Raw genomic sequence first — 19,550 nt, 5'->3', positions numbered from 1 at the left:
ACGAGAGGACCCATCCCATGGCCGACGCCCCCGCCGGCAAAGTGACCTTCGTCGGTGCCGGCCCCGGCGCCGCCGACCTGCTGACGTTCCGTGCCGCGCGCGCCATCGCCGAGGCCGACGTCGTGATCTGGGCGGCCAGCCTGGTCCAGGCGGAGGTCCTCGAACACGCCCGTGAGGACGCGGAGATCCTCGACTCGGCGACCATGTCCCTGGAGGACGTCGTCGCCGTGTACGAGCGGGCCCGCGGCGAGGGGCTCAAGGTCGCCCGTATCCACTCCGGTGACCCGGCCCTGTGGGGCGGCACGCAGGAGCAGGTCGACCGGTGCGCCGAGATGGGCATCGCCACCGAGATCGTGCCCGGGGTGTCCTCCTTCTCGGCCGTCGCGGCGCTCGCCCAGCGCGAGCTGACCATCCCGGAGGTCGCGCAGTCGGTCGTGCTGACCCGGCTCGGCGGCGGCAAGACACCCATGCCGCCCGGCGAGGAGGTCCGGGAGTTCGCCAAGCACGGCACCACCATGGCGGTGTTCCTCTCCGCCGCCCGCAGCGGGCAGCTCGTGCGGGAGCTGCTGGAGGGCGGCTACCCGACGACGACGCCGGTCGTGGTGGCGTACCAGGCGACCTGGCCGGAGGAGCTGGTCGTGAAGTGCACGATCGGCACGCTGGAGGAGACGGTCAAGGAGCACAAGCTCTGGAAGCACACCCTGTTCCTGGTCGGGCCGGCGCTCGACGCGCACGGCACGCGCTCGCACCTCTACCACCCGGGTCACTTCCACGGGTACCGCAAGGCCGACCCGGAGGCCCGGCGGGAGCTGCGCGAGCGGGGGGCGAGTACGTGATCACGGTGGTCGGCGCCGGGACGGGGGCGGCGCCTTCCGACGACGTCCTCGCGGGTCCCGAGCTGGTGGTGGGCGGGCGGCGGCATCTCGACGCCGTACGGCTGCCGGAGACGGCGGAGCGGGTCGTGCTGGGACCCCTCGCGCCGGCCCTGGACGCCATCGGCGAGTACATCGCGAAGGACCGTCCCGTTCTGGTGCTGGCGTCCGGCGACCCCGGGTTCTTCGGAATCGTGCGGGTCCTGGCGGAGCGGTTCGGCCCGCAGCGGCTGGATGTGCGGCCCGGGGTGTCGTCGGTCGCCGCGGCGTTCGCGCGGATCGGCCTGCCGTGGGACGACGCCGTGGTGGTGAGCGCCCACGGGCGGGAGCTGCGGACGGCCGTCAACGTGTGCCGGGCGCAGCCGAAGACGGCCGTGCTGACCGGTCCTGGCGCGGGTCCGGCGGAGCTGGGTGCCGCGTTGCGGGACGCGGCGCGGGTGCTGGTCGTCGCCTCCGGGCTCGGCTCGGACGCGGAGCGCGTGGAGCGGGTGACGCCCGCCGAGGCCGCGGCACGGGACTGGGGTACCGCGGTGAACGTGGTGCTGTGCCTGGACGAGGCGCGGGCGCTCGGGCCGGTGCGGACGGTCGCGGGGGCCGGGGATCAGCCCGCCGGCTGGGCCCTGGAGGAGGCGGAGTTCGCCCACCGCGACTCGATGATCACGAAGTTCGAGGTGCGGGCGCTGGCCCTCGCACGGCTGGGGCCCCGCTCGGGTGACCTGGTGTGGGACGTGGGCGCCGGCTCGGGGTCCGTGGCCGTGGAGTGCGCGCGGCTGGGGGCGGCCGTGACCGCCGTGGAGAAGACCGCGGACGGGGTCGAGCGGGTCCGTGCCAACGCCGCCGCGCACGGTGTGGACGTGCGGGTGGTGCGGGGCGCGGCGCCGGAGTCGCTGGCGGAGCTCGCCGAGACCCCGGACGCCGTGTTCGTGGGGGGCGGCGGGCGCGAACTCCCCGCGATCGTCGCCGCGTGCGCGCGCCGTGCCCGGCGCACCGTGGTCGTCGCCATGGCCGCGCTCGACCGGGTACCGGCCGCGCGCGAGGCCCTGACGAGTGCCGGATTCACCTGCGACGGCGTGCTCCTGCAGTCGTCGCGGCTCGCGCCGCTGCCCGGGGACGTGACCCGGCTCGCGGCCACCAACCCCGTTTTCCTGCTGTGGGGCGTCCGGCCCCCGGCAGCTGTCGAAGAAGGAGTCGCCCAGTGATCGGCCTCATTTCCGCCACCGCGGCGGGAGCGGCTGCCCGGGACCGGCTGGCCGCCGCGTGGCCGGACCGCACCCGGGTGTACGAGGGTCCCGTCGCGGACGCCGTACGGACCGCGTTCGCGCAGTGCGAGCAGCTCGTGTGCTTCCTGGCGACGGGCGCGGTGGTGCGGCTGGTGGCGCCGCTGCTGTCCGGCAAGACCGAGGACCCGGGCGTGGTGTGCGTCGACGAGGGCGGGCGGTTCGCCGTGTCCCTGCTGGGCGGGCACGCGGGCGGCGCCAACGAACTGGCCCGCGAAGTGGGTGACTTGCTGGGTGCCGAGCCGGTGGTGACGACGGCCACGGACGCCGTGGACCTGGCGGGCCTGGACACCCTCGGCCTGCCCGTGGAGGGCGACGTCGCCGGGGTCTCGCGGGCGCTGCTGGACGGCGAGGCGGTGGCGCTGCGGTCCGAGGTGGCCTGGCCGCTGCCGCCGCTGCCGGTGACGGACCAGGGGTCGTACACGATCCGGGTGACCGACCGGCTCGTCGAGGCGGCCGAGCGCGAGGTGGTGCTGCGTCCGCCGACGCTGGTCGTCGGGGTCGGGGCGTCCAGGGGCGCGCCCGTGGAGGAGGTCCTCGGGCTGGTCGAGGAAGCCCTGCGGGAGGCCGGACTGTCCGTGGCGTCCGTCGCGGAGCTGGCCACCGTCGACGCCAAGGCCGAGGAGCCCGGCATCGTCGAGGCCGCGGGGCGGCTCGGGGTGCCCCTGGTGACGTACTCCGCCGAGGAGCTGGCCGGGGTCGACGTGCCGAATCCGTCCGACGCGCCGCTCGCTGCCGTCGGTACCCCGTCCGTGGCGGAGGCCGCCGCGCTCATCGGCGGGGGCGAACTCCTCGTCCCCAAGCGGAAGTCGGCCGCGAGCCCGGCGATGGCGACCTGTGCGGTCGTACGGCGGCCCGGGCGCGGGCGGCTCGCGGTGGTCGGGCTCGGGCCCGGCGCGCGGGACCTGCTGACGCCGCGTGCGCAGGCCGAACTGCGGCGGGCGTCCGTGCTCGTCGGGCTCGACCAGTACGTCGACCAGATCCGTGATCTGCTGCGGCCCGGCACCCGGATCCTGGAGTCGGGGCTCGGGGCCGAGGAGGAGCGGGCGCGCACGGCCGTCGAGGAGGCCCGCAAGGGGCAGGCCGTCGCGCTGATCGGCAGCGGGGACGCGGGCGTCTACGCCATGGCCTCCCCGGCGCTGGCCGAGGCCTCGGACGACATCGACGTGGTCGGCGTGCCCGGCGTGACGGCGGCGCTCGCGGCCGGTGCGATCCTGGGCGCCCCGCTGGGCCACGACCACGTGTCGATCAGCCTGTCCGACCTGCACACGCCGTGGGAGGTCATCGAGCGGCGGGTGCGGGCGGCGGGCGAGGCGGACATCGTGGTCACCTTCTACAACCCCCGTTCGCGCGGCCGTGACTGGCAGCTCCCCAAGGCGCTGGGCATCCTCGCCGAGCACCGGACACCGCAGACGCCGGTGGGTGTGGTGCGCAACGCCTCGCGTCCGGACGAGTCCAGCCGGCTCACCACCCTGGGCTCCCTCGACCCGGCGACGGTCGACATGATGACGGTCGTGACCGTGGGCAACACGGCGACCCGGGACATCGCGGGGCGCATGGTGACCCCGCGCGGCTACCGCTGGCAGTCGGCGCAGGAGGGCTCCGAGTGAACCGTGTCGTCCATCCCATCGAGGTGGAGTCCTACCGGCGCATGCGTGCCCGACTGGACACCTCGCACTTCCCGCCGCTGACCCGGGCGGTCGTGGAGCGGGTCGTCCACTCCGCCGCCGACCTCGACTACGCCACCGACCTCGTCATGGACGAGGCCGACCTGGAGAAGGCGCATGCGGCGCTGCACGCCGGGGCGCCCGTGGTCGTGGACGTGGCGATGGTCGGCGCCGGCATCACGCGGCGCGAGACCGTCTGCCGCCTCGGGGACGCCCAGGCCGGTCCCGGGCTGACCCGGTCCGCGCACGCCATCCGGCTCGCGTACGAGCAGGTCGGCCCCGGTGCCCTCTGGGTGATCGGCAACGCGCCGACCGCGCTGGAGGAGCTGCTGACGCTCGACGCCGACCCCGCGCTCGTCATCGGGCTGCCCGTCGGTTTCGTCGGAGCCGTCGAATCGAAGGCCGCGCTGCGCGAGAGCGGCCTGCCCGCCGTGAGCAACGTGTCCGAGAAGGGCGGGTCGGCGGTCGCCGCCGCCGCGCTCAACGCCCTGCTGTACCACCCCACTTCCGCCGAGGAGAAACTGTGACCACCCCGCCCGCCCTGCTCATCGCCGGCCACGGCACCCGGGACGACGCCGGAGCCGAGGCGTTCCGCGACTTCGTACGGGAGCTGGGGGCCCGGCACCCCGAACTGCCCGTCGCGGGCGGCTTCATCGAGCTGTCCCCGCCGCCGCTGGGCGAGGCCGTCACCGAACTGGTCGAGCAGGGCGTGCGGCGCTTCGCCGCCGTCCCGCTGATGCTGGTGTCCGCCGGGCACGCCAAGGGCGACATCCCGGCGGCCCTGGCCCGCGAGAAGGAGCGGCACCCGGGCATCTCGTACACCTACGGGCGTCCGCTCGGCCCGCATCCGGCGCTGCTGAACGTGCTGGAGCGGCGGCTGGACGAGGCCCTGGGGTCGGCGGGCCGTACGCCCGGGGACCGTTCCGACGTGACGGTGCTGCTGGTCGGGCGCGGCTCCACCGACCCGGACGCCAACGCCGAGGTGCACAAGGCGGCCCGGCTGCTGTGGGAGGGCCGCGGGTACGCCGGTGTCGAGACGGCGTTCGTGTCGCTGGCGGCGCCGGACGTGCCGAGCGGGCTGGACCGCTGTGTGCGGCTGGGCGCGCGCCGGATCGTGGTCCTGCCCTACTTCCTGTTCACGGGCATCCTGCCGGACCGGGTGCGGCAGCAGACGGAGGGCTGGGCGGCCGCGCACCCGGAGGCCGAGGTGCTGTCGGCCGACGTCATCGGGCCGGAGCCGGAGCTGCTGGACCTGGTGTGGGAGCGGTACGAGGAGGCCGTCAAGGGCGATCTGCGGATGAACTGCGACTCGTGCGTGTACCGCATCGCGCTGCCGGGCTTCGAGGACAAGGTGGGCATGCCGCAGCAGCCGCACTTCCACCCGGACGACGACGACCACCACCACGGTCACGGTCACGGGCACCACCACCACGGCGCTCCCTCGCATGCGCACTGAGAGCGGGCACGATCTGCGTCACCACGGGGACGCGGAGGTCCGTGACGACGGCCGGGCGCTCGTCGACCTGGCCGTGAACGTCCGCGCGGACACGCCGCCCGTCTGGCTGCGGGAGCACATCGCCGCGTCCCTCGGCGGGCTCGCCGCCTACCCGGACGGGCGGGCCGCGCGGACGGCGGTGGCCGCGCGGCACGGACTGCCGGTGGAGCGGGTGCTGCTGACGGCGGGTGCGGCGGAGGCGTTCGTGCTGCTGGCGCGGGCGCTGAAGGTGCGCCGGCCGGTCGTCGTCCACCCTCAGTTCACGGAGCCGGAGGCGGCACTGCGGGACGCGGGGCACACGGTCGGCCGGGTGCTGCTGCGGGAGGAGGACGGTTTCCGGCTGGACCCGGCGGCCGTCCCCGAGGACGCGGACCTGGTGGTCATCGGCAACCCGACGAACCCGACGTCGGTGCTGCACCCGGCGGACGCGATCGCCGGACTCGCCCGGCCCGGGCGGGTGCTGGTGGTGGACGAGGCGTTCATGGACGCCGTGCCGGGCGAGCGCGAGGCCCTGGCCGGGCGCATCGACGTGCCCGGCCTGGTGGTGCTGCGCAGCCTGACCAAGACGTGGGGTCTGGCCGGGCTGCGGATCGGGTACGTGCTGGCGGCGCCCGAGACCGTCGAGGACCTTCAGCGGGCGCAGCCGCTGTGGCCGGTGTCGACCCCGGCGCTGGCCGCTGCCGAGGCGTGCGTGGGGCCCCGGGCGCTGGCGGAGGCGGCCCACGCGGCGCACCGCGTCGCGGCGGACCGCGAGCACCTGCTGGCGGGCCTCGCCCGCTTCGCCCCGGCCGGACTGCGGGTGGCCGGGCCCGCGCAGGGCCCGTTCGTCCTGCTCCGCCTGCCGGGGGCGTCCGCCGTCCGCCGGCGCCTGCGCGACCTCGGCTACGCCGTGCGGCGCGGGGACACCTTCCCCGGGCTGGATGGGGAGTGGCTCCGGCTGGCGGTGCGGGACCGCGGGACGACCGACGGGTTCCTGCGGGCCCTGGAACAGGCTCTGGAGCACTGAGGGCCGGGCGGGATCAGCCCCTGCGGCGGGCCAGGGCCACCGCTCCCCCGCCCGCCGCGAGCAGGACGACGGCGGCGCCCATCACGTACGGCGTGGTCGAACTGCCGCCCGTCGCGGCCAGGCCGGACTCGGCGGGTGCTCCCTGCGGTCGGACATCGGCGGGCGGGGCGGACGGCTCCACCGGGGGTTGTGCGGCGGCCTCGGGCCGGGGGGTCCTGCACGTCGCCTCGGCCAGGGTGACGGTGCCGTCGACCTCGGCGACGTTCAGCTTCGCCGGGTTGACGGACACCTTGAGTTCGAGGGCGGTGGCGGCGGCCGTCCGGGCTGTGGTCCGCGTGCGGGAGAGGTCCAGGCGCACCTCGCCGACGCCCGGCACCCTGACATCCGTCGGCCCGTCGGCGGTCAGCGCGACACGCTTGCCGAGCACGGTCACCGAGCCGGGCAGGCCGGTCGTGGCGAACGGCTTCCTCCCCACCTCGCAAGTGGCCCTGGCCGTGACCTGCTCGACCTCGATCAGGGACAGCAGCGGCAGACCGGGGACGTGGAGGCGGGCCTTCGCCAGGGTGGTGACCCCCTCGGCCTTCGTGACGGTCGCCGTGGCTCTCGCCTCGGCCGCCTCCGCACGCAGCACGCTGAAGGGCCGGCCGCCGTCCACCGCGTCGAGGGTGGCCGTCAGCGTGGTCTTGTCGGCGCTGCGCGGGGCCTGGACGTCGTTGAGGGAGACGGCGAGGGGGACGTTCACCGACTTGTTCAGCAGGGAGACGTCCAGGCCGGTGCGCAGGACGACGGCGCTCGCGCGGCCGTGGTCGCCGGTGGCGTGCGCCGGGCTCACGCCGGTCAGCACCACGGGGCCGGCGGCGAGGACCGTGGCGATCGCGACGGTCGCCAGCCGGCGTGCGGGCATGCGGAAGGAAGGGCTGTTCACGGTGGGGACTCCAGGGGAGACAGGCTCGGGACCCGGAAAGAATCGCCGCACCGCCCTTACGGCGTCAGCGATCTGACATCGCTTCACTCCAACGTGGCGGGACCGAGGATCCATTCGAATCCCCCGGCACAGGCGTTCCCCGCCGTCACCCCCGCGGCTACCCGACCACGCGCCCGTTCAGCACCACGCGGCGCGGCGACGCCAGCACCCGTACGTCGGCCCGCGGGTCCTCGTCGTAGACGACGAGGTCGGCCGGGGCGCCCTCGTCCAGGCCGGGCCGGCCGAGCCAGGAGCGGGCCGCCCAGGTGCCCGCGGCGAGCGCCTCGACCGGCGGGATGCCGGCGGTGACGAGTTCGCCGACCTCGGCCGCGGCCAGGCCGTGTGCGAGGCTGCCGCCGGCGTCGGTGCCGACGAAGACCGGGATGCCGGCGTCGTAGGCGTTCCGGACGGTGTCGTAGCGGCGTTGGTGGAGCCTGCGCATATGGGCCGACCAGCGGGGGAACTTGCTCTCGCCGCCGTCCGCGAGCTGCGGGAACGTCGCGATGTTGACCAGGGTCGGGACGATCGCGACACCGCGTGCGGCGAACAGCGGGACGAGGTCCTCGGTCAGGCCCGTCGCGTGTTCGATGCAGTCGATGCCCGCCTCGACGAGGTCCCTGAGGGAGTCCTCCGCGAAGCAGTGCGCGGTCACCCGCGCGCCCAGGCGGTGGGCCTCGGCGATGGCCGCCTCGACGGCCCCGCGGGGCCAGCAGGCCGAAAGGTCGCCGAGGTCGCGGTCGATCCAGTCGCCGACCAGCTTGACCCAGCCGTCCCCGCGCCGGGCCTCCTGGGCGACGTAGGCGACCAGGTCCTCCGGCTCGATCTCCCAGGCGTAGTTGCGGATGTAGCGGCGGGTGCGGGCGATGTGCCGCCCGGCGCGGATGATCTTCGGCAGATCCCGGCGGTCGTCGATCCAGCGGGTGTCGGAGGGCGAGCCGGCGTCGCGGATGAGGAGGGTGCCCGCGTCCCGGTCGGTCAGGGCCTGCTTCTCCGCGACGTCCTCGGCGACCGGTCCGTGCCGGTCGAGTCCGACGTGGCAGTGCGCGTCGACGAGGCCGGGCAGGGCCCAGCCGACCACCGTGCGGACGTCGCGGGCGCCGGCGGGACGGTCGTAGGAGATGCGGCCGTCGACCATCCACAGCTCGTCCCGGACGTCCTCGGGCCCGACGAGCACCCGCCCCTTCACGTGCAGCACCGTGCGATCGCTCATGCACCGCACCTTAGTGAGCCGGCCGCCCGGCCTCGAAGGGGGCCGGTGTCCGGGGGACGTGCCGCACGGGGGCGAGAGGGGCGCCGGTTACCCTCGATGCGATCGAACCTGTGAGTGAAGAGAGCCCCACCGTGACGCATCCGTTTCTGGACCTGGCCCCGCTCGGCGCGGACCGCTTCGCCGCGATCGAGGACCGTGTGGCGCGGCTGCTGAGCACCGAGCAGGACGTCGTGATCATGCAGGGCGAGGCGCTGCTGCCGCTGGAGGGCGCGATCCGCGCCGCGGCCGGTCCGGGCACGACGGCGCTGAACGTCATCACGGGGCCGTACGGGCAGACCTTCGGCGACTGGCTGCGGGACTGCGGCGCCTCGGTGATCGACCTGGCGGTGCCCTTCCACACGGCGGTGACGGCCGAGGAGATCCGGCAGGCCTTCGCCGAACACCCGGAGATCGACTTCGTGTCGCTGGTGCACGCGGAGGCGGCGACCGGCAACACCAACCCGGTGGCGGAGATCGGCGAGGTCGTGCGGGCGCACGGGGCGCTGTTCTACCTGGACGCCGTGGCGTCCATCGGGGCCGAACCGGTGCTGCCGGACGCCTGGGGCGTGGACCTGTGCGTGATCGGTGCGCAGAAGGCGATGGGCGGTCCGGCCGGGGTGTCGGCGGTGTCGGTGAGCGAGCGGGCCTGGGCGCGGATGGCCGCCAACCCGCAGGCCCCGCGCCGGTCGTATCTGTCGCTCCTGGACTGGAAGGAGCGGTGGATCGACGGCGGCCGCAAGGCGCTGCTGCACGCGCCCGCGCAGCTGGAGATGCTGGCGCTGGAGGCCTGCGTGGAGCGGATCGAGGCGGCCGGCCCGGACGCCGTGATGGCCCGGCACGCGTCCGCCGCGGCGGCGACCCGGGCCGGTGCGGTCGCGCTCGGCGGCGGCCTGGAGCCGTACGTGTACGAGGCCCGGGACGCGGCGCCCGTGGCCACGACGCTGCGGGCCCCGTCCGGGCTGGTGGCGTCGGAGCTGGTCCGGCGGGCGCTGGCGGCGGACCCGGCCGTGCCGCTGGCCGCGGGCGGGGGGGCGCTGGCCAAGGAGATGATCCGGGTCAACCACTACGGCGCGGAGGCGACGCCCGGGGCCGTGCGCGCGAGTCTGGCGGCGCTGGGCGTGGCGCTGTCCGAGCAGGGGCTGACGGTGGATGTGGCGGCGGCGCTGCGGGCCGTCGAGGGGGCGTGGAGGCGGTAGTGGTCGCCGGCTGAGGCAGGGCGCGATGTCAGTGACGCATGCCATGCTCCGGGCATGACCGACACACGCGCCGAAGCTTCCGCGACCCTTCCCGACGGCCGCCCCGTCCCGCATCTGACCGGTGACGAGCGCGCCATGCTGGAGAGCTGGCTGGACTTCCACCGGGCCACGCTGGAGTTGAAGTGCGCCGGTCTGGACGACGCGCAGGTGCGGATCGCGGCGGCCGAACCGTCGTCGCTGACCCTGCTCGGGCTGGTGCAGCACCTCGCGGAAGTCGAGCGGAACTGGTTCCAGCGGGTGGCCGGCGGGGTGGCCGTGGCGCCCGTGTTCGAGGACGCGACCGGCTACGCGCTCGATCCGGCGCGCGGGCTCGACGAGGCGCTCGGGATCTGGCGGCGGGAGATCGCGCGGGGGCGGGAGCTGTGCGCCGGGCTGCCGCTGGACCACATCGGGCGGGTCGCCGAGGGGCCGGTGCCCGGCATGGAGGTCAGTCTGCGCTGGGTGCTCATCCACATGATCGAGGAGTACGCGCGGCACAACGGTCACGCCGATCTCCTGCGGGAACGCATCGACGGAGTGACCGGGGCCTGAATTCCACGTGCTTTCCGCGCTATCTCACATGTAAGCTGGCACACAATTACTGAATTCTTTCAAGAACGGCTTCCCATCTTCTTCTGCCCGCTTTCCCAGAGCCTAAACGCGCAGATTTTGAGGACACTCGGAGGGGAAATTCTGACACCCTCCGCGAGGCCTGCACGGCTGTGACGCGTTACACACTGTGACCGTTTTGCCCGGTAATTACCAGGCAAAACCGGGCATATCGACACCTCTGGACGTGAACCTTCGCGCTCGCGTGATAACACAGGCAGGGTTCATATGTAACCCCCATCGGCGATGCAATTTTGAATTTAGCTGGGTAAGTTCGATTTCCATGACTGCCGTACAAGCAGATCCGCAAATCGACCGCCCCACGGTGGCTGACGGAGCCGCACTCTGGCGGATGGCGAAGGACTCGAAGGTTCTCGACCTGAACTCGTCCTACAGCTATCTGCTGTGGTGCCGGGACTTCGCCGCCACCTCGGCCGTCGCCCGTGACGAGCAGGGCGAGCCGATGGGTTTCATCACCGGGTACGTGCGGCCGGACAGCCCGCGCACCCTGCTGGTCTGGCAGGTGGCGGTGGACGAGGCCCACCGCGGGCGCGGACTGGCCGCCGCGCTGCTCGACGGCCTGGTCGCACGGACCACGGCCGAGCTGGAGGTGACGACGGTGGAGACCACCATCACTCCGGGCAACACCGCCTCGGAGCGCCTGTTCACGTCGTTCGCCGAGCGTCACGGCGCGCGGCTGGAGCGCGAGGTGCTGTTCGACACGGACCTGTTCCCCGACGGGCCGCACGACGCAGAGGTGCTGTACCGCATCGGCCCCCTGCCCCACTGAGACTTCCCGCCCCACCCACTCCCGCAGACTTCCCCCACGTACCGAGGAGCGATTCGTCGTGACCATCACCCAGCCCGACCTGAGCGTCTTCGAGACCGTCGAGTCCGAGGTGCGCAGCTACTGCCGCGGCTGGCCCACCGTCTTCGACCGTGCGGTGGGCAGCCGCATGTACGACGAGGACGGCCATGAGTACCTCGACTTCTTCGCCGGAGCCGGGTCACTGAACTACGGGCACAACAACCCGGTCCTGAAACGCGCGCTGATCGACTACCTGGAGCGCGACGGCGTCACGCACGGGCTCGACATGTCGACCACCGCCAAGCGCACGTTCCTGGAGGCCTTCCAGAACCTGCTGCTGCGCCCGCGTGACCTGCCGTACAAGGTCATGTTCCCCGGCCCGACCGGCACCAACGCCGTGGAGTCCGCGCTGAAGCTGGCGCGGAAGGTGAAGGGACGCGAGGCGATCGTGTCGTTCACCAACGCCTTCCACGGCATGTCGCTGGGCTCGCTGGCCGTGACCGGCAACGCGTTCAAGCGGGCCGGCGCCGGCATCCCGCTGGTGCACGGCACGCCGATGCCGTTCGACAACTACTTCGACGGCACCGTCGAGGACTTCCTGTGGTTCGAGCGGCTCCTGGAGGACCAGGGCTCGGGCCTCAACAAGCCGGCCGCCGTGATCGTCGAGACCGTGCAGGGTGAGGGCGGCATCAACGTGGCCCGGGCCGAGTGGCTGCGCGCGCTGTCCGAGCTGTGCGAGCGGCAGGACATGCTGCTGATCGTCGACGACATCCAGATGGGCTGCGGCCGTACCGGCGCCTTCTTCTCCTTCGAGGAGGCGGGCATCACGCCGGACATCGTCACCGTCTCCAAGTCGATCAGCGGCTACGGCCTGCCCATGTCGCTGTGCCTGTTCAAGCCGGAGCTCGACATCTGGGAGCCGGGCGAGCACAACGGCACCTTCCGCGGCAACAACCCGGCCTTCGTCACGGCCACCGCGGCCCTGGAGACCTACTGGGCCGACGGTTCCGCGATGGAGAAGCAGACCCGCAAGCGCGGCGAGCAGGTCGAGCAGGCGCTGATCTCCATCACCGAGGAGAACCTGGCCGACGTGAAGGAGTACCGGGGCCGCGGCCTGGTGTGGGGCATGGAGTTCCACGACAAGGCCCGCGCCGGCAAGGTCGCCAAGCGCGCCTTCGAGCTCGGACTGCTCATCGAGACGTCCGGCCCGGAGAGCGAGGTCGTGAAGCTGCTCCCGGCGCTCACCATCACGCCCGAGGAGCTGGACGAGGGCCTGAGCACGCTGGCCCGCGCCGTCCGAGAGACCGCCTGACACAGCACCGAGAGCACCACCCATCTAGGAGGCATCGCAGCACCGTGATTGTCCGTTCGTTCAAGGAGATCGAAGGTACCGACCGGCACGTGAAGGCGGCGTCCGGTACGTGGGAGAGCAAACGCATCGTCCTCGCCAAGGAGAAGGTCGGCTTCTCCCTGCACGAGACCATCCTGTACGCGGGTACGGAGACGTCGATGTGGTACGCGAACCACATCGAGGCCGTCGTCTGCGTGGAGGGCGAGGCCGAGCTGACCGACCACGAGACCGGGCAGAAGCACACCATCACGCCCGGCACCATGTACCTCCTGGACGGGCACGAGAGGCACACGCTGCGGGTCAAGCAGGACTTCCGCTGCCTCTGCGTGTTCAACCCGCCCGTGACCGGACGGGAGGACCACGACGAGAACGGCGTCTACCCGCTGCTCACCGAGGAGGTGTGACGTTTCCATGACCGCCACTACCGACACGACCACCACCGCCGGTATCCCCGACCTCTACCCCACCCGCGGTGCCACCGAGGTGCCCACCCCGCGGCAGGACCCGGTCGTCTGGGGCGCGCCCGACGCGCCCGGGCCGATCGTGCCCGGCGACCTGCTGTCCTTCGAGCGCGACGGCTTCCTCGCCATCGATCAGCTGATCACGGACGACGAGGTCACCGTCTACCGCAACGAGCTGAACCGGCTGGTCAACGACCCGGACATCCGTGCCGACGAGCGGTCGATCGTCGAGCCGCAGTCCAAGGAGATCCGTTCGGTCTTCGAGGTGCACCGGATCAGTGAGGTGTTCGCCAAACTGGTCAGTGACGAGCGGGTCGTCGGCCGGGCACGGCAGATCCTCGGCTCGGACGTGTACGTCCACCAGTCGCGGATCAACGTCAAGCCGGGGTTCGGCGCGAGTGGTTTCTACTGGCACTCGGACTTCGAGACGTGGCACGCGGAGGACGGTCTGCCGCGGATGCGCACGGTGTCGGTCTCGATCGCGCTGACCGAGAACTACGACACCAACGGCGGTCTCATGATCATGCCGGGGTCGCACAAGACGTTCCTCGGGTGCGCGGGCGAGACGCCGAAGGACAACTACAAGAAGTCGCTGCAGATGCAGGACGCGGGCACGCCGTCCGACGAGGCGCTGACCCAGATGGCCACGCAGCACGGCATCAGGCTGTTCACCGGCAAGGCCGGGTCGGCGACCTGGTTCGACTGCAACGCCATGCACGGCTCCGGCGACAACATCACGCCGTTCCCGCGCAGCAACGTGTTCATCGTGTTCAACAGCGTGGAGAACACGGCGGTGGAACCCTTCGCGGCCCCGATCCGCCGCCCGGAGTTCATCGGAGCACGGGACTTCACCCCGGTGAAGTGACGGCTGTGTGACAGAGCTGCCGGGTGGGGCCTCCTCGTGTGGGACGGGAGGCCCCACCCGGTTCTGTCATGCCGCCAGGACCTCCAGCAGCCGGTCCACGTCCGCGGGCGTGTTGTAGAGGTGGAACGCGGCCCGCAGGTTCCCGGCCCGGTTCGAGACCTCGATGCCCGCCCGGCTCAGTTCGCCCTGCCGGTGGCCGAGCCCCGGCACCGACACGATCGCCGAACCCGGTGCGGACACGGGCTCCCGGCCCAGCCCGGCGAGCCCGGCGCGGAAGCGGTCCGCGAGGCCGACGTCATGGGCGTGCACGACGTCGACGCCGATCTCCTCCAGCAGCTCCAGTGAGGCGCGCAGCCCCGCGTAGGTGAAGAGGGACGGGCTGATGTCGAACCGCCGCGCGGAGTGGGCGGGTTCCTCGACCGGTCCGTAGCAGCTGTCCCAGGGGACCTCACCGGCGACCCAGCCGGCGAGCAGCGGTGTGAGTCCGCCGAAGTCCTGCGGGGCGACGAAGAACGCGGCCCCGTGCGGGCCCATGAGCCACTTGAAGCCGACGGCGGCGACGAAGTCGTCGGCGCCGGCCTCCATCGGCAGCCAGCCGGCCGACTGCGAGGCGTCGACGTAGGTGCGGGCACCGTGGGCCCGGGCCGCGGCCCGCACGGCGGGCAGGTCGGCGAGGCGGCCGTCGGCGGACTGCGCGGCGCTGACCGCGACGAGCGCGGTGCCGGGGCGGACCGACTCGGCGAGCCGCTCCAGGGGGACGGCCCGCACCTTGAGGTCGCCGCGCACATGGAACGGGTTCACCAGGGACGCGAAGTCGCCCTCCGCCGTGAGGACTTCGGCGCCGGCGGGCAGCGAGGCGGCGATCAGCGCACCGTACTCGGCGACCGAGGCCCCGGTCGCGACGCGCTCGGCCGGGACGCCGGCCAGCCGGGCGAAGGACGCGCGGGTGGCCTCCACGTCCTCGTAGAGGGGACCCAGAGGCGTGCCCTCTGCGCGCATCCGCACCGCCTGCTGCACGGCGGTGACGGTACGGGCGGGCAGCAGCCCGTTGCTCGCGGTGTTGAGGTAGGTGTGCTTCGGGGTGAACTCGGCACGGACGAGGTTCTCGAAGGTCTCCATGGGACCACTCTGCGTCCCCGGGATCTCCCCGTCCATTGCCGATTTCTGCGTGATGCAGCTAAGGAGCGCTTATGGATGCGCTCCGAGCTGGGCGTTTCAGCGCTGGGGCACGGCGCAGCCGTCCGGGCCGCAGGCGTCCGCGTCCTCGCCGCCGTCGACGATCTCCAGGGGCGGGCGCTCGCCGTACGCCTGGGTCAGGGCCCGGGCGAAGACCTCGGCGGGCTGGGCGCCGGAGACGCCGTACTTGCGGTCGAGCACGAAGAACGGCACACCGCTCGCGCCGAGCTGCGCGGCCTCCCGCTCGTCGGCACGCACGTCGTCGGCGTGGGCCTCCGCGTCGGCGAGCACCGCACGGACGGCCGCCGCCTCCAGTCCGGCCGCGACGGCGAGCTCCACGAGCCGCTCGTCGTCGTCGAAGACGGAGCGCTCCTCGGCGAAGTTGGCCCGGTACAGCAGGTCGAGCAGCTGCTCCTGGCGGCCCTGCCCCTTGGCGAAGTGCAGCAGGCGGTGCATGTCGAAGGTGCTGCCGTGGTCGCGGCCCCGGGTGCGGTAGTCGAGGCCCTCCGCGGCGGCCTGGGCGCCCAGGTTGTCCTCGCCGGCCTCGGCCTGCGCGGGGCTCATCCCGTACTTCTTGGTGAGCATCGTGATCACGGGCTGGACGTCGCCCTTGGCGCGGCCCGGGTCCAGCTCGAAGGAGCGGTGCACCACCTCGACGTCGTCGCGGTGCGGGAAGTCCCGCAGCGCCTTCTCGAAGCGGGCCTTGCCCACGTAGCACCAGGGGCAGGCGATGTCGCTCCAGATTTCGACGCGCATGTCTCGGTTCTCTCCAGATCGTACGGGTACGGAGACTTCCTCCGCCAGGTACATGAACGTTCAAGCAGGGCGCTTCATTCCCCGGGCAGGACGAACCGCATGCGCAGGTGGTGATCTCCCGGTCCGGCCGGTTCCGGGACCCAGCCCTGCCGCCGGTAGAACCCCTGGGCCCGCACGTTGTCCACGTGCACGTCGAGCACGGCCGTACGCCTGCCGTCGGCCTGCCACTCCTCCACGCAGGCCGCGTGCAGCGCGCTGCCGATGCCATGGCGCCAGTGGTCGGGGTCGACGTGGAACTGGAACAGTTTCACCGTGTCCGCCGGGGTGTCCTCGGGGACGTGGAAGGAGGCCAGCCCGACGATCCGGCCCCCCTCCACGACGCACAGCACCCGGCCGTCCTGCCGCGTGAGGGCGCTGCGCCAGGTGGCGGACCAGTCGGTGCCGTCCTGCGGCAGCCCGTCGGGGTAGTAGGTGGCCCGGGCCCGCGCGTGCAGCGCGACGACGTCCGCCACCTCCGCGGGCAGGACGGTGCGGATCACACGGTCGGGTATCACTCGGTCGTTGATCATGCAACGGAGGACGAGACCGGGCCGGGACGCGGTTCCCGGCCGGCCCTCAGCTGCCGTCGCGCAGGTCGTCCGGCCAGCTCGGCCGGAACTCGATGTGGTCGTACGTCACCACGCAGCCCTCCCCCATCGGGGACTGGGCCATGAAGCCGACGAGGGCCGCGTCCGTCTCCTTCTCCTCTCCGAGGGTGAAGAGGCGGACGAAGGTCCAGCGTTCGCCGTCGCGGGAGGCGTGGAAGGCGAAGGCGCGGCCGGTGCGGCTCACCCGCAGCCAGACCGAACTTCCCTCCACCGTGAAGGAGTTGGCGTCGTCGGAGTGACCCCGGGTCACCACCGTGCAGACGGTGGGGACGTCCGGGGAGTACTCCAGGCAGAGCTTGGCCCAGGCCCGCTCCCCCACGTGGACGTAGAGCACCCCGGCGTCGAAGGCCGCGCCGAACCCGACGGTGACCTTGGCGATCAGCTGGAAGTCGCCCTCCGGCGCCCCGAGCAGCCGGGGCGCGTCGGACGCGGGGTCCAGCCCCTCACCGGTGGGCGGCACGAACCGGTCCTGCCGCGCCCCGGCCCACCCGGTGAGCACGCCGTCCTCATAGGACCAGTGGGCCTGGGGCCCGTAGGAGCGCAGGGGAAACGGCAGTTCGGGAAGTTCGAGATCCATTCGGCTCACTCTTCCAGACACGTCCTTCAGGGGCGCGGGGAACTGCGCGAACGGCCACGACGCACCGGCAGCCCGCGAACCACCCGCACCCCGACGACGCTAACGCTCCAGACGCCCGTTGAACCGCCGGGGCAGCCCCAGCGGGTTCTCGTCCCGCAGCTCCGCCGGCAGCAACGCCTCGGGGGCGTTCTGATAGGCAACAGGCCGCATCCACCGCTCGATCGCCGTCCCACCCACCGACGTGGACGTCGACGTCGTGGCCGGGTACGGCCCGCCGTGGTGCTGGGCCGGCGCGACGGCGACACCCGTGGGCCAGCCGTTCACCAGCACCCGCCCCGCCAGCGGCGTCAGCTCCGCGAGGATCTCGGCGCCCCGGCCCTGGCCGGCCGCCTCCTCCTCGGACAGCTGCACCGTCGCCGTGAGGTTGCCGGGCAGCCGCGACAGCACCGACTTCACCTCGGCCTCGTCCTCGTAGCGGGCCACCACGGTGACCGGCCCGAAGCACTCCTCCAGGAGCAGGTCGTGCTCGCCCTCCGTGGCCAGCCTGCTCGCCGGCACCGTGAGGAAGCCCGCACTGACGGTGTGCTCGCCCCCCGCGCCGGGGGTGACCGGGGAGTCGACGTCGGGCAGCCCGGCCCGCTCGGCGACGCCGGCCACGAAGTTGTCGCGCATGCGGTGGTCGAGCAGGACCCCGGCGTCGGTGTCGCTCACGGCGTCGGTCAGGGACTTCAGCAGGGCGTCGCCCGCGGCGCCGGCCGGGGCGAGGACGAGGCCGGGCTTCACGCAGAACTGGCCGACGCCCAGCGTCATCGAACCCGCGAGTCCGGCGCCGATCGCCTCGGCCCGCTCGGCGGCTGCGGCCTCGGTGACGACGACCGGGTTCAGGGAGCCCAGCTCGCCGTGGAAGGGGATCGGGACCGGGCGGGCCGCCGCCGCGTCGAAGAGGGCGCGGCCACCGCGCACGGAGCCGGTGAAGCCGGCCGCCGCCACCAGCGGGTGCTTGATCAGCTCGACGCCCGCCTCGAAGCCGTGGACCAGACCCACGACGCCCTCGGGGATGTCGTGCCGGGCGGCGGCACGGCGCAGCACCTTGGCGACGTACTCGGACAGGGCCGGGTGGTCCGGGTGGGACTTGACGACGACCGGGCAGCCGGCGGCGAGGGCGCTCGCGGTGTCGCCGCCCGCGACGGAGAAGGCGAAGGGGAAGTTCGACGCCGAGTAGACGGCGACGACGCCCAGCGCCACCTTGTAGCGGCGCAGGTCCGGGATCGGCGGCGTCGCGGTGTCGTCGGGGTGGTTGATGACGACGTCGAGGAAGGCGCCCTCGTCGACGATGTCCGCGAAGGCCCGCAGCTGGTAGCAGGTGCGGGCGAGCTCGCCGGTCAGCCGGACCGGGCCGAGCGCGGTCTCGGCGTCGGCGGTCTCGACGAGACCGTCCTTGGCCGCCTCCAGCTCCTCGGCGGCGCTGCGCAGGAAGGCCGCGCGGACCGTGCGGTCCGCGAGCGCGCCGCGCGCCTCGTGCGCGGCACGGACGGCGGCGTCCACCTCCTGGGCTGTGGCCTCCACCGCAACCTGTTCACGCTGCTTCCCGGTTCGGGGGTCGACACTCCAGACTGGTGCTGCTGCCACCGCGGGTCCCTCCACACATGTATTGCCGCAGTACTGGGTCATCCACCAGGGACGTTCGATATACTGAACGCTGTCTCTGATGATGAATATGCTGTGGAGACTATTTCCCGTCCAACGAAGGGGTCAAGGGCGATGTCGGCTGGCGAGACGGGCGGCGGGGCGCAGGTCAAGTCCGCGGTGAGAACGGTTGAACTGCTCGAATACTTCGCCGGACGCCCCGGCATGCACTCCCTCGCGGCGGTCCAGGAGGCCGTCGGGTATCCCAAGTCCAGCCTCTACATGCTGCTGCGCACCTTGGTCGAGCTGGGCTGGGTGGAGACGGACGCGACGGGCACGCGGTACGGCATCGGCGTGCGGGCCCTGCTGGTCGGCACCTCGTACATCGACGGCGACGAGGTCGTCGCGGCGGCCCGCCCGACCCTGGACCGGCTCTCGGACGACACCACCGAGACGATCCACCTCGCCCGCCTCGACGGCACGAACGTCGTCTATCTGGCCACCCGCCAGTCCCAGCACTACCTGCGTCCCTTCACCCGGGTCGGCCGCCGGCTGCCCGCGCACTCCACGTCCCTCGGCAAGGCGCTGCTGAGCACGTACTCGGACGAGCAGGTGCGCAAGATGCTCCCGGAGACGCTGCCCGCCCTGACCGAACACACCATCACCGACCGGGAGAAGCTCATCGAGGAGCTGCGCCAGGTCCGGGAGCAGGGCTTCGCCGTGGACCGCGAGGAGAACACGCTGGGGCTGCGCTGCTTCGGCGTGGCGATCCCCTACCGCACGCCGGCGCGGGACGCGATCAGCTGCTCGGTGCCGGTGGCGCGGCTGACCCCGGCGCACGAACAGCTGGTCAAGGACGCGCTGTTCGACGCCCGGGACCGGCTGACACTGGCCACCCGTAGGCTCTGA

General features: G+C 72.8%; 20 protein-coding genes. 13 read left to right on the top strand and 7 right to left on the bottom strand.

Annotated features, from left to right (window positions below; translation table 11 throughout):
• The first annotated feature begins 17 nt into the window (after positions 1–17).
• The 6 genes from cobM to cobC are packed head-to-tail and all read left to right on the top strand — an operon-like array spanning position 18 to position 6,317.
• A complete protein-coding gene (gene cobM / locus OO68_RS24320; protein WP_033310895.1) occupies positions 18–836 on the top strand; it encodes a precorrin-4 C(11)-methyltransferase in 819 nt (272 codons plus the stop codon).
• Positions 833–2,071, top strand: coding sequence for a bifunctional cobalt-precorrin-7 (C(5))-methyltransferase/cobalt-precorrin-6B (C(15))-methyltransferase (locus OO68_RS24315; RefSeq protein WP_033310893.1), 1,239 nt, complete (start codon positions 833–835; stop codon positions 2,069–2,071). The genes cobM and OO68_RS24315 overlap by 4 nt, the downstream gene beginning before the upstream one ends.
• Positions 2,068–3,759 (top strand): precorrin-3B C(17)-methyltransferase, encoded by a 1,692-nt coding sequence (gene cobJ, locus OO68_RS24310; RefSeq protein WP_033310892.1) that lies wholly within the window; start codon positions 2,068–2,070, stop codon positions 3,757–3,759. Before OO68_RS24315 ends, cobJ begins: the two co-directional genes overlap by 4 nt.
• Positions 3,756–4,343 carry a precorrin-8X methylmutase gene (locus OO68_RS24305; protein WP_033310891.1) on the top strand — a complete coding sequence of 196 codons (588 nt, stop codon included), beginning with the start codon at positions 3,756–3,758 and terminating at the stop codon, positions 4,341–4,343. Before cobJ ends, OO68_RS24305 begins: the two co-directional genes overlap by 4 nt.
• Entirely contained in the window at positions 4,340–5,272 is a 933-nt protein-coding gene (locus tag OO68_RS24300) for a sirohydrochlorin chelatase (RefSeq protein ID WP_033310890.1), read from the top strand. The genes OO68_RS24305 and OO68_RS24300 overlap by 4 nt, the downstream gene beginning before the upstream one ends.
• Entirely contained in the window at positions 5,262–6,317 is a 1,056-nt protein-coding gene (gene cobC, locus OO68_RS24295) for an Rv2231c family histidinol phosphate aminotransferase CobC (protein WP_033310889.1), read from the top strand. Before OO68_RS24300 ends, cobC begins: the two co-directional genes overlap by 11 nt.
• A gap of 13 nt (positions 6,318–6,330) precedes the next feature.
• Here cobC and OO68_RS24290 read toward each other — a convergent pair whose 3' ends face one another.
• A complete protein-coding gene (locus OO68_RS24290; protein ID WP_033310888.1) occupies positions 6,331–7,242 on the bottom strand; it encodes an SCO1860 family LAETG-anchored protein in 912 nt (303 codons plus the stop codon).
• A 157-nt stretch (positions 7,243–7,399) separates the two neighbouring features.
• Positions 7,400–8,491, bottom strand: coding sequence for an amidohydrolase family protein (locus OO68_RS24285; RefSeq protein ID WP_033310887.1), 1,092 nt, complete (start codon positions 8,489–8,491; stop codon positions 7,400–7,402).
• A 131-nt stretch (positions 8,492–8,622) separates the two neighbouring features.
• Between OO68_RS24285 and OO68_RS24280 the strand changes: the two genes are divergently transcribed.
• The 6 genes from OO68_RS24280 to thpD all read left to right on the top strand — a co-directional run bounded on the left by OO68_RS24280 (position 8,623) and on the right by thpD (position 13,859).
• Positions 8,623–9,726: a pyridoxal-phosphate-dependent aminotransferase family protein gene (locus OO68_RS24280; RefSeq protein ID WP_033310886.1), complete on the top strand. Its 1,104-nt coding sequence runs from the start codon at positions 8,623–8,625 to the stop codon at positions 9,724–9,726.
• A 54-nt stretch (positions 9,727–9,780) separates the two neighbouring features.
• Positions 9,781–10,317, top strand: coding sequence for a DinB family protein (locus OO68_RS24275; protein WP_033310885.1), 537 nt, complete (start codon positions 9,781–9,783; stop codon positions 10,315–10,317).
• 340 nt (positions 10,318–10,657) lie between these two features.
• Positions 10,658–11,164, top strand: a complete 507-nt coding sequence (ectA, locus tag OO68_RS24270) for a diaminobutyrate acetyltransferase (protein ID WP_033310884.1) — start codon at positions 10,658–10,660, stop codon at positions 11,162–11,164.
• Between the two features lie 58 nt (positions 11,165–11,222).
• A complete protein-coding gene (ectB, locus tag OO68_RS24265) occupies positions 11,223–12,494 on the top strand; it encodes a diaminobutyrate--2-oxoglutarate transaminase (protein WP_033310883.1) in 1,272 nt (423 codons plus the stop codon).
• A gap of 44 nt (positions 12,495–12,538) precedes the next feature.
• The gene (locus OO68_RS24260; RefSeq protein ID WP_033310882.1) at positions 12,539–12,937 is read left to right on the top strand and encodes an ectoine synthase; all 399 of its coding nucleotides are present in this window, start codon (positions 12,539–12,541) and stop codon (positions 12,935–12,937) included.
• 7 nt (positions 12,938–12,944) lie between these two features.
• Positions 12,945–13,859: an ectoine hydroxylase gene (gene thpD, locus OO68_RS24255; protein WP_033310881.1), complete on the top strand. Its 915-nt coding sequence runs from the start codon at positions 12,945–12,947 to the stop codon at positions 13,857–13,859.
• A 66-nt stretch (positions 13,860–13,925) separates the two neighbouring features.
• Here thpD and OO68_RS24250 read toward each other — a convergent pair whose 3' ends face one another.
• The 5 genes from OO68_RS24250 to OO68_RS24230 form a co-directional block, all read right to left on the bottom strand.
• The gene (locus OO68_RS24250) at positions 13,926–14,978 is read right to left on the bottom strand and encodes an aminotransferase class V-fold PLP-dependent enzyme (protein WP_033310880.1); all 1,053 of its coding nucleotides are present in this window, start codon (positions 14,976–14,978) and stop codon (positions 13,926–13,928) included.
• A gap of 96 nt (positions 14,979–15,074) precedes the next feature.
• Positions 15,075–15,791, bottom strand: coding sequence for a DsbA family oxidoreductase (locus OO68_RS24245; protein WP_033310879.1), 717 nt, complete (start codon positions 15,789–15,791; stop codon positions 15,075–15,077).
• 74 nt (positions 15,792–15,865) lie between these two features.
• Complete coding sequence (locus OO68_RS24240; RefSeq protein ID WP_209442612.1) at positions 15,866–16,360, bottom strand: GNAT family N-acetyltransferase; 495 nt, start codon at positions 16,358–16,360, stop codon at positions 15,866–15,868.
• Between the two features lie 46 nt (positions 16,361–16,406).
• The gene (locus OO68_RS24235; protein WP_033310878.1) at positions 16,407–17,015 is read right to left on the bottom strand and encodes a DUF1349 domain-containing protein; all 609 of its coding nucleotides are present in this window, start codon (positions 17,013–17,015) and stop codon (positions 16,407–16,409) included.
• 99 nt (positions 17,016–17,114) lie between these two features.
• Complete coding sequence (locus tag OO68_RS24230) at positions 17,115–18,644, bottom strand: aldehyde dehydrogenase (NADP(+)) (protein ID WP_078625431.1); 1,530 nt, start codon at positions 18,642–18,644, stop codon at positions 17,115–17,117.
• A gap of 132 nt (positions 18,645–18,776) precedes the next feature.
• Here OO68_RS24230 and OO68_RS24225 point away from each other — a divergent pair, with 132 nt between their 5' ends.
• Entirely contained in the window at positions 18,777–19,550 is a 774-nt protein-coding gene (locus OO68_RS24225) for an IclR family transcriptional regulator (RefSeq protein WP_031109054.1), read from the top strand.

The organism is Streptomyces iakyrus (assembly GCF_000717055.1).
Taxonomy (GTDB): Bacteria; Actinomycetota; Actinomycetes; order Streptomycetales; family Streptomycetaceae; genus Streptomyces; species Streptomyces iakyrus.
The sequence above is the reverse complement of the archived record's forward strand: the minus strand, read 5'-3'. Positions and strand labels throughout refer to the sequence as shown.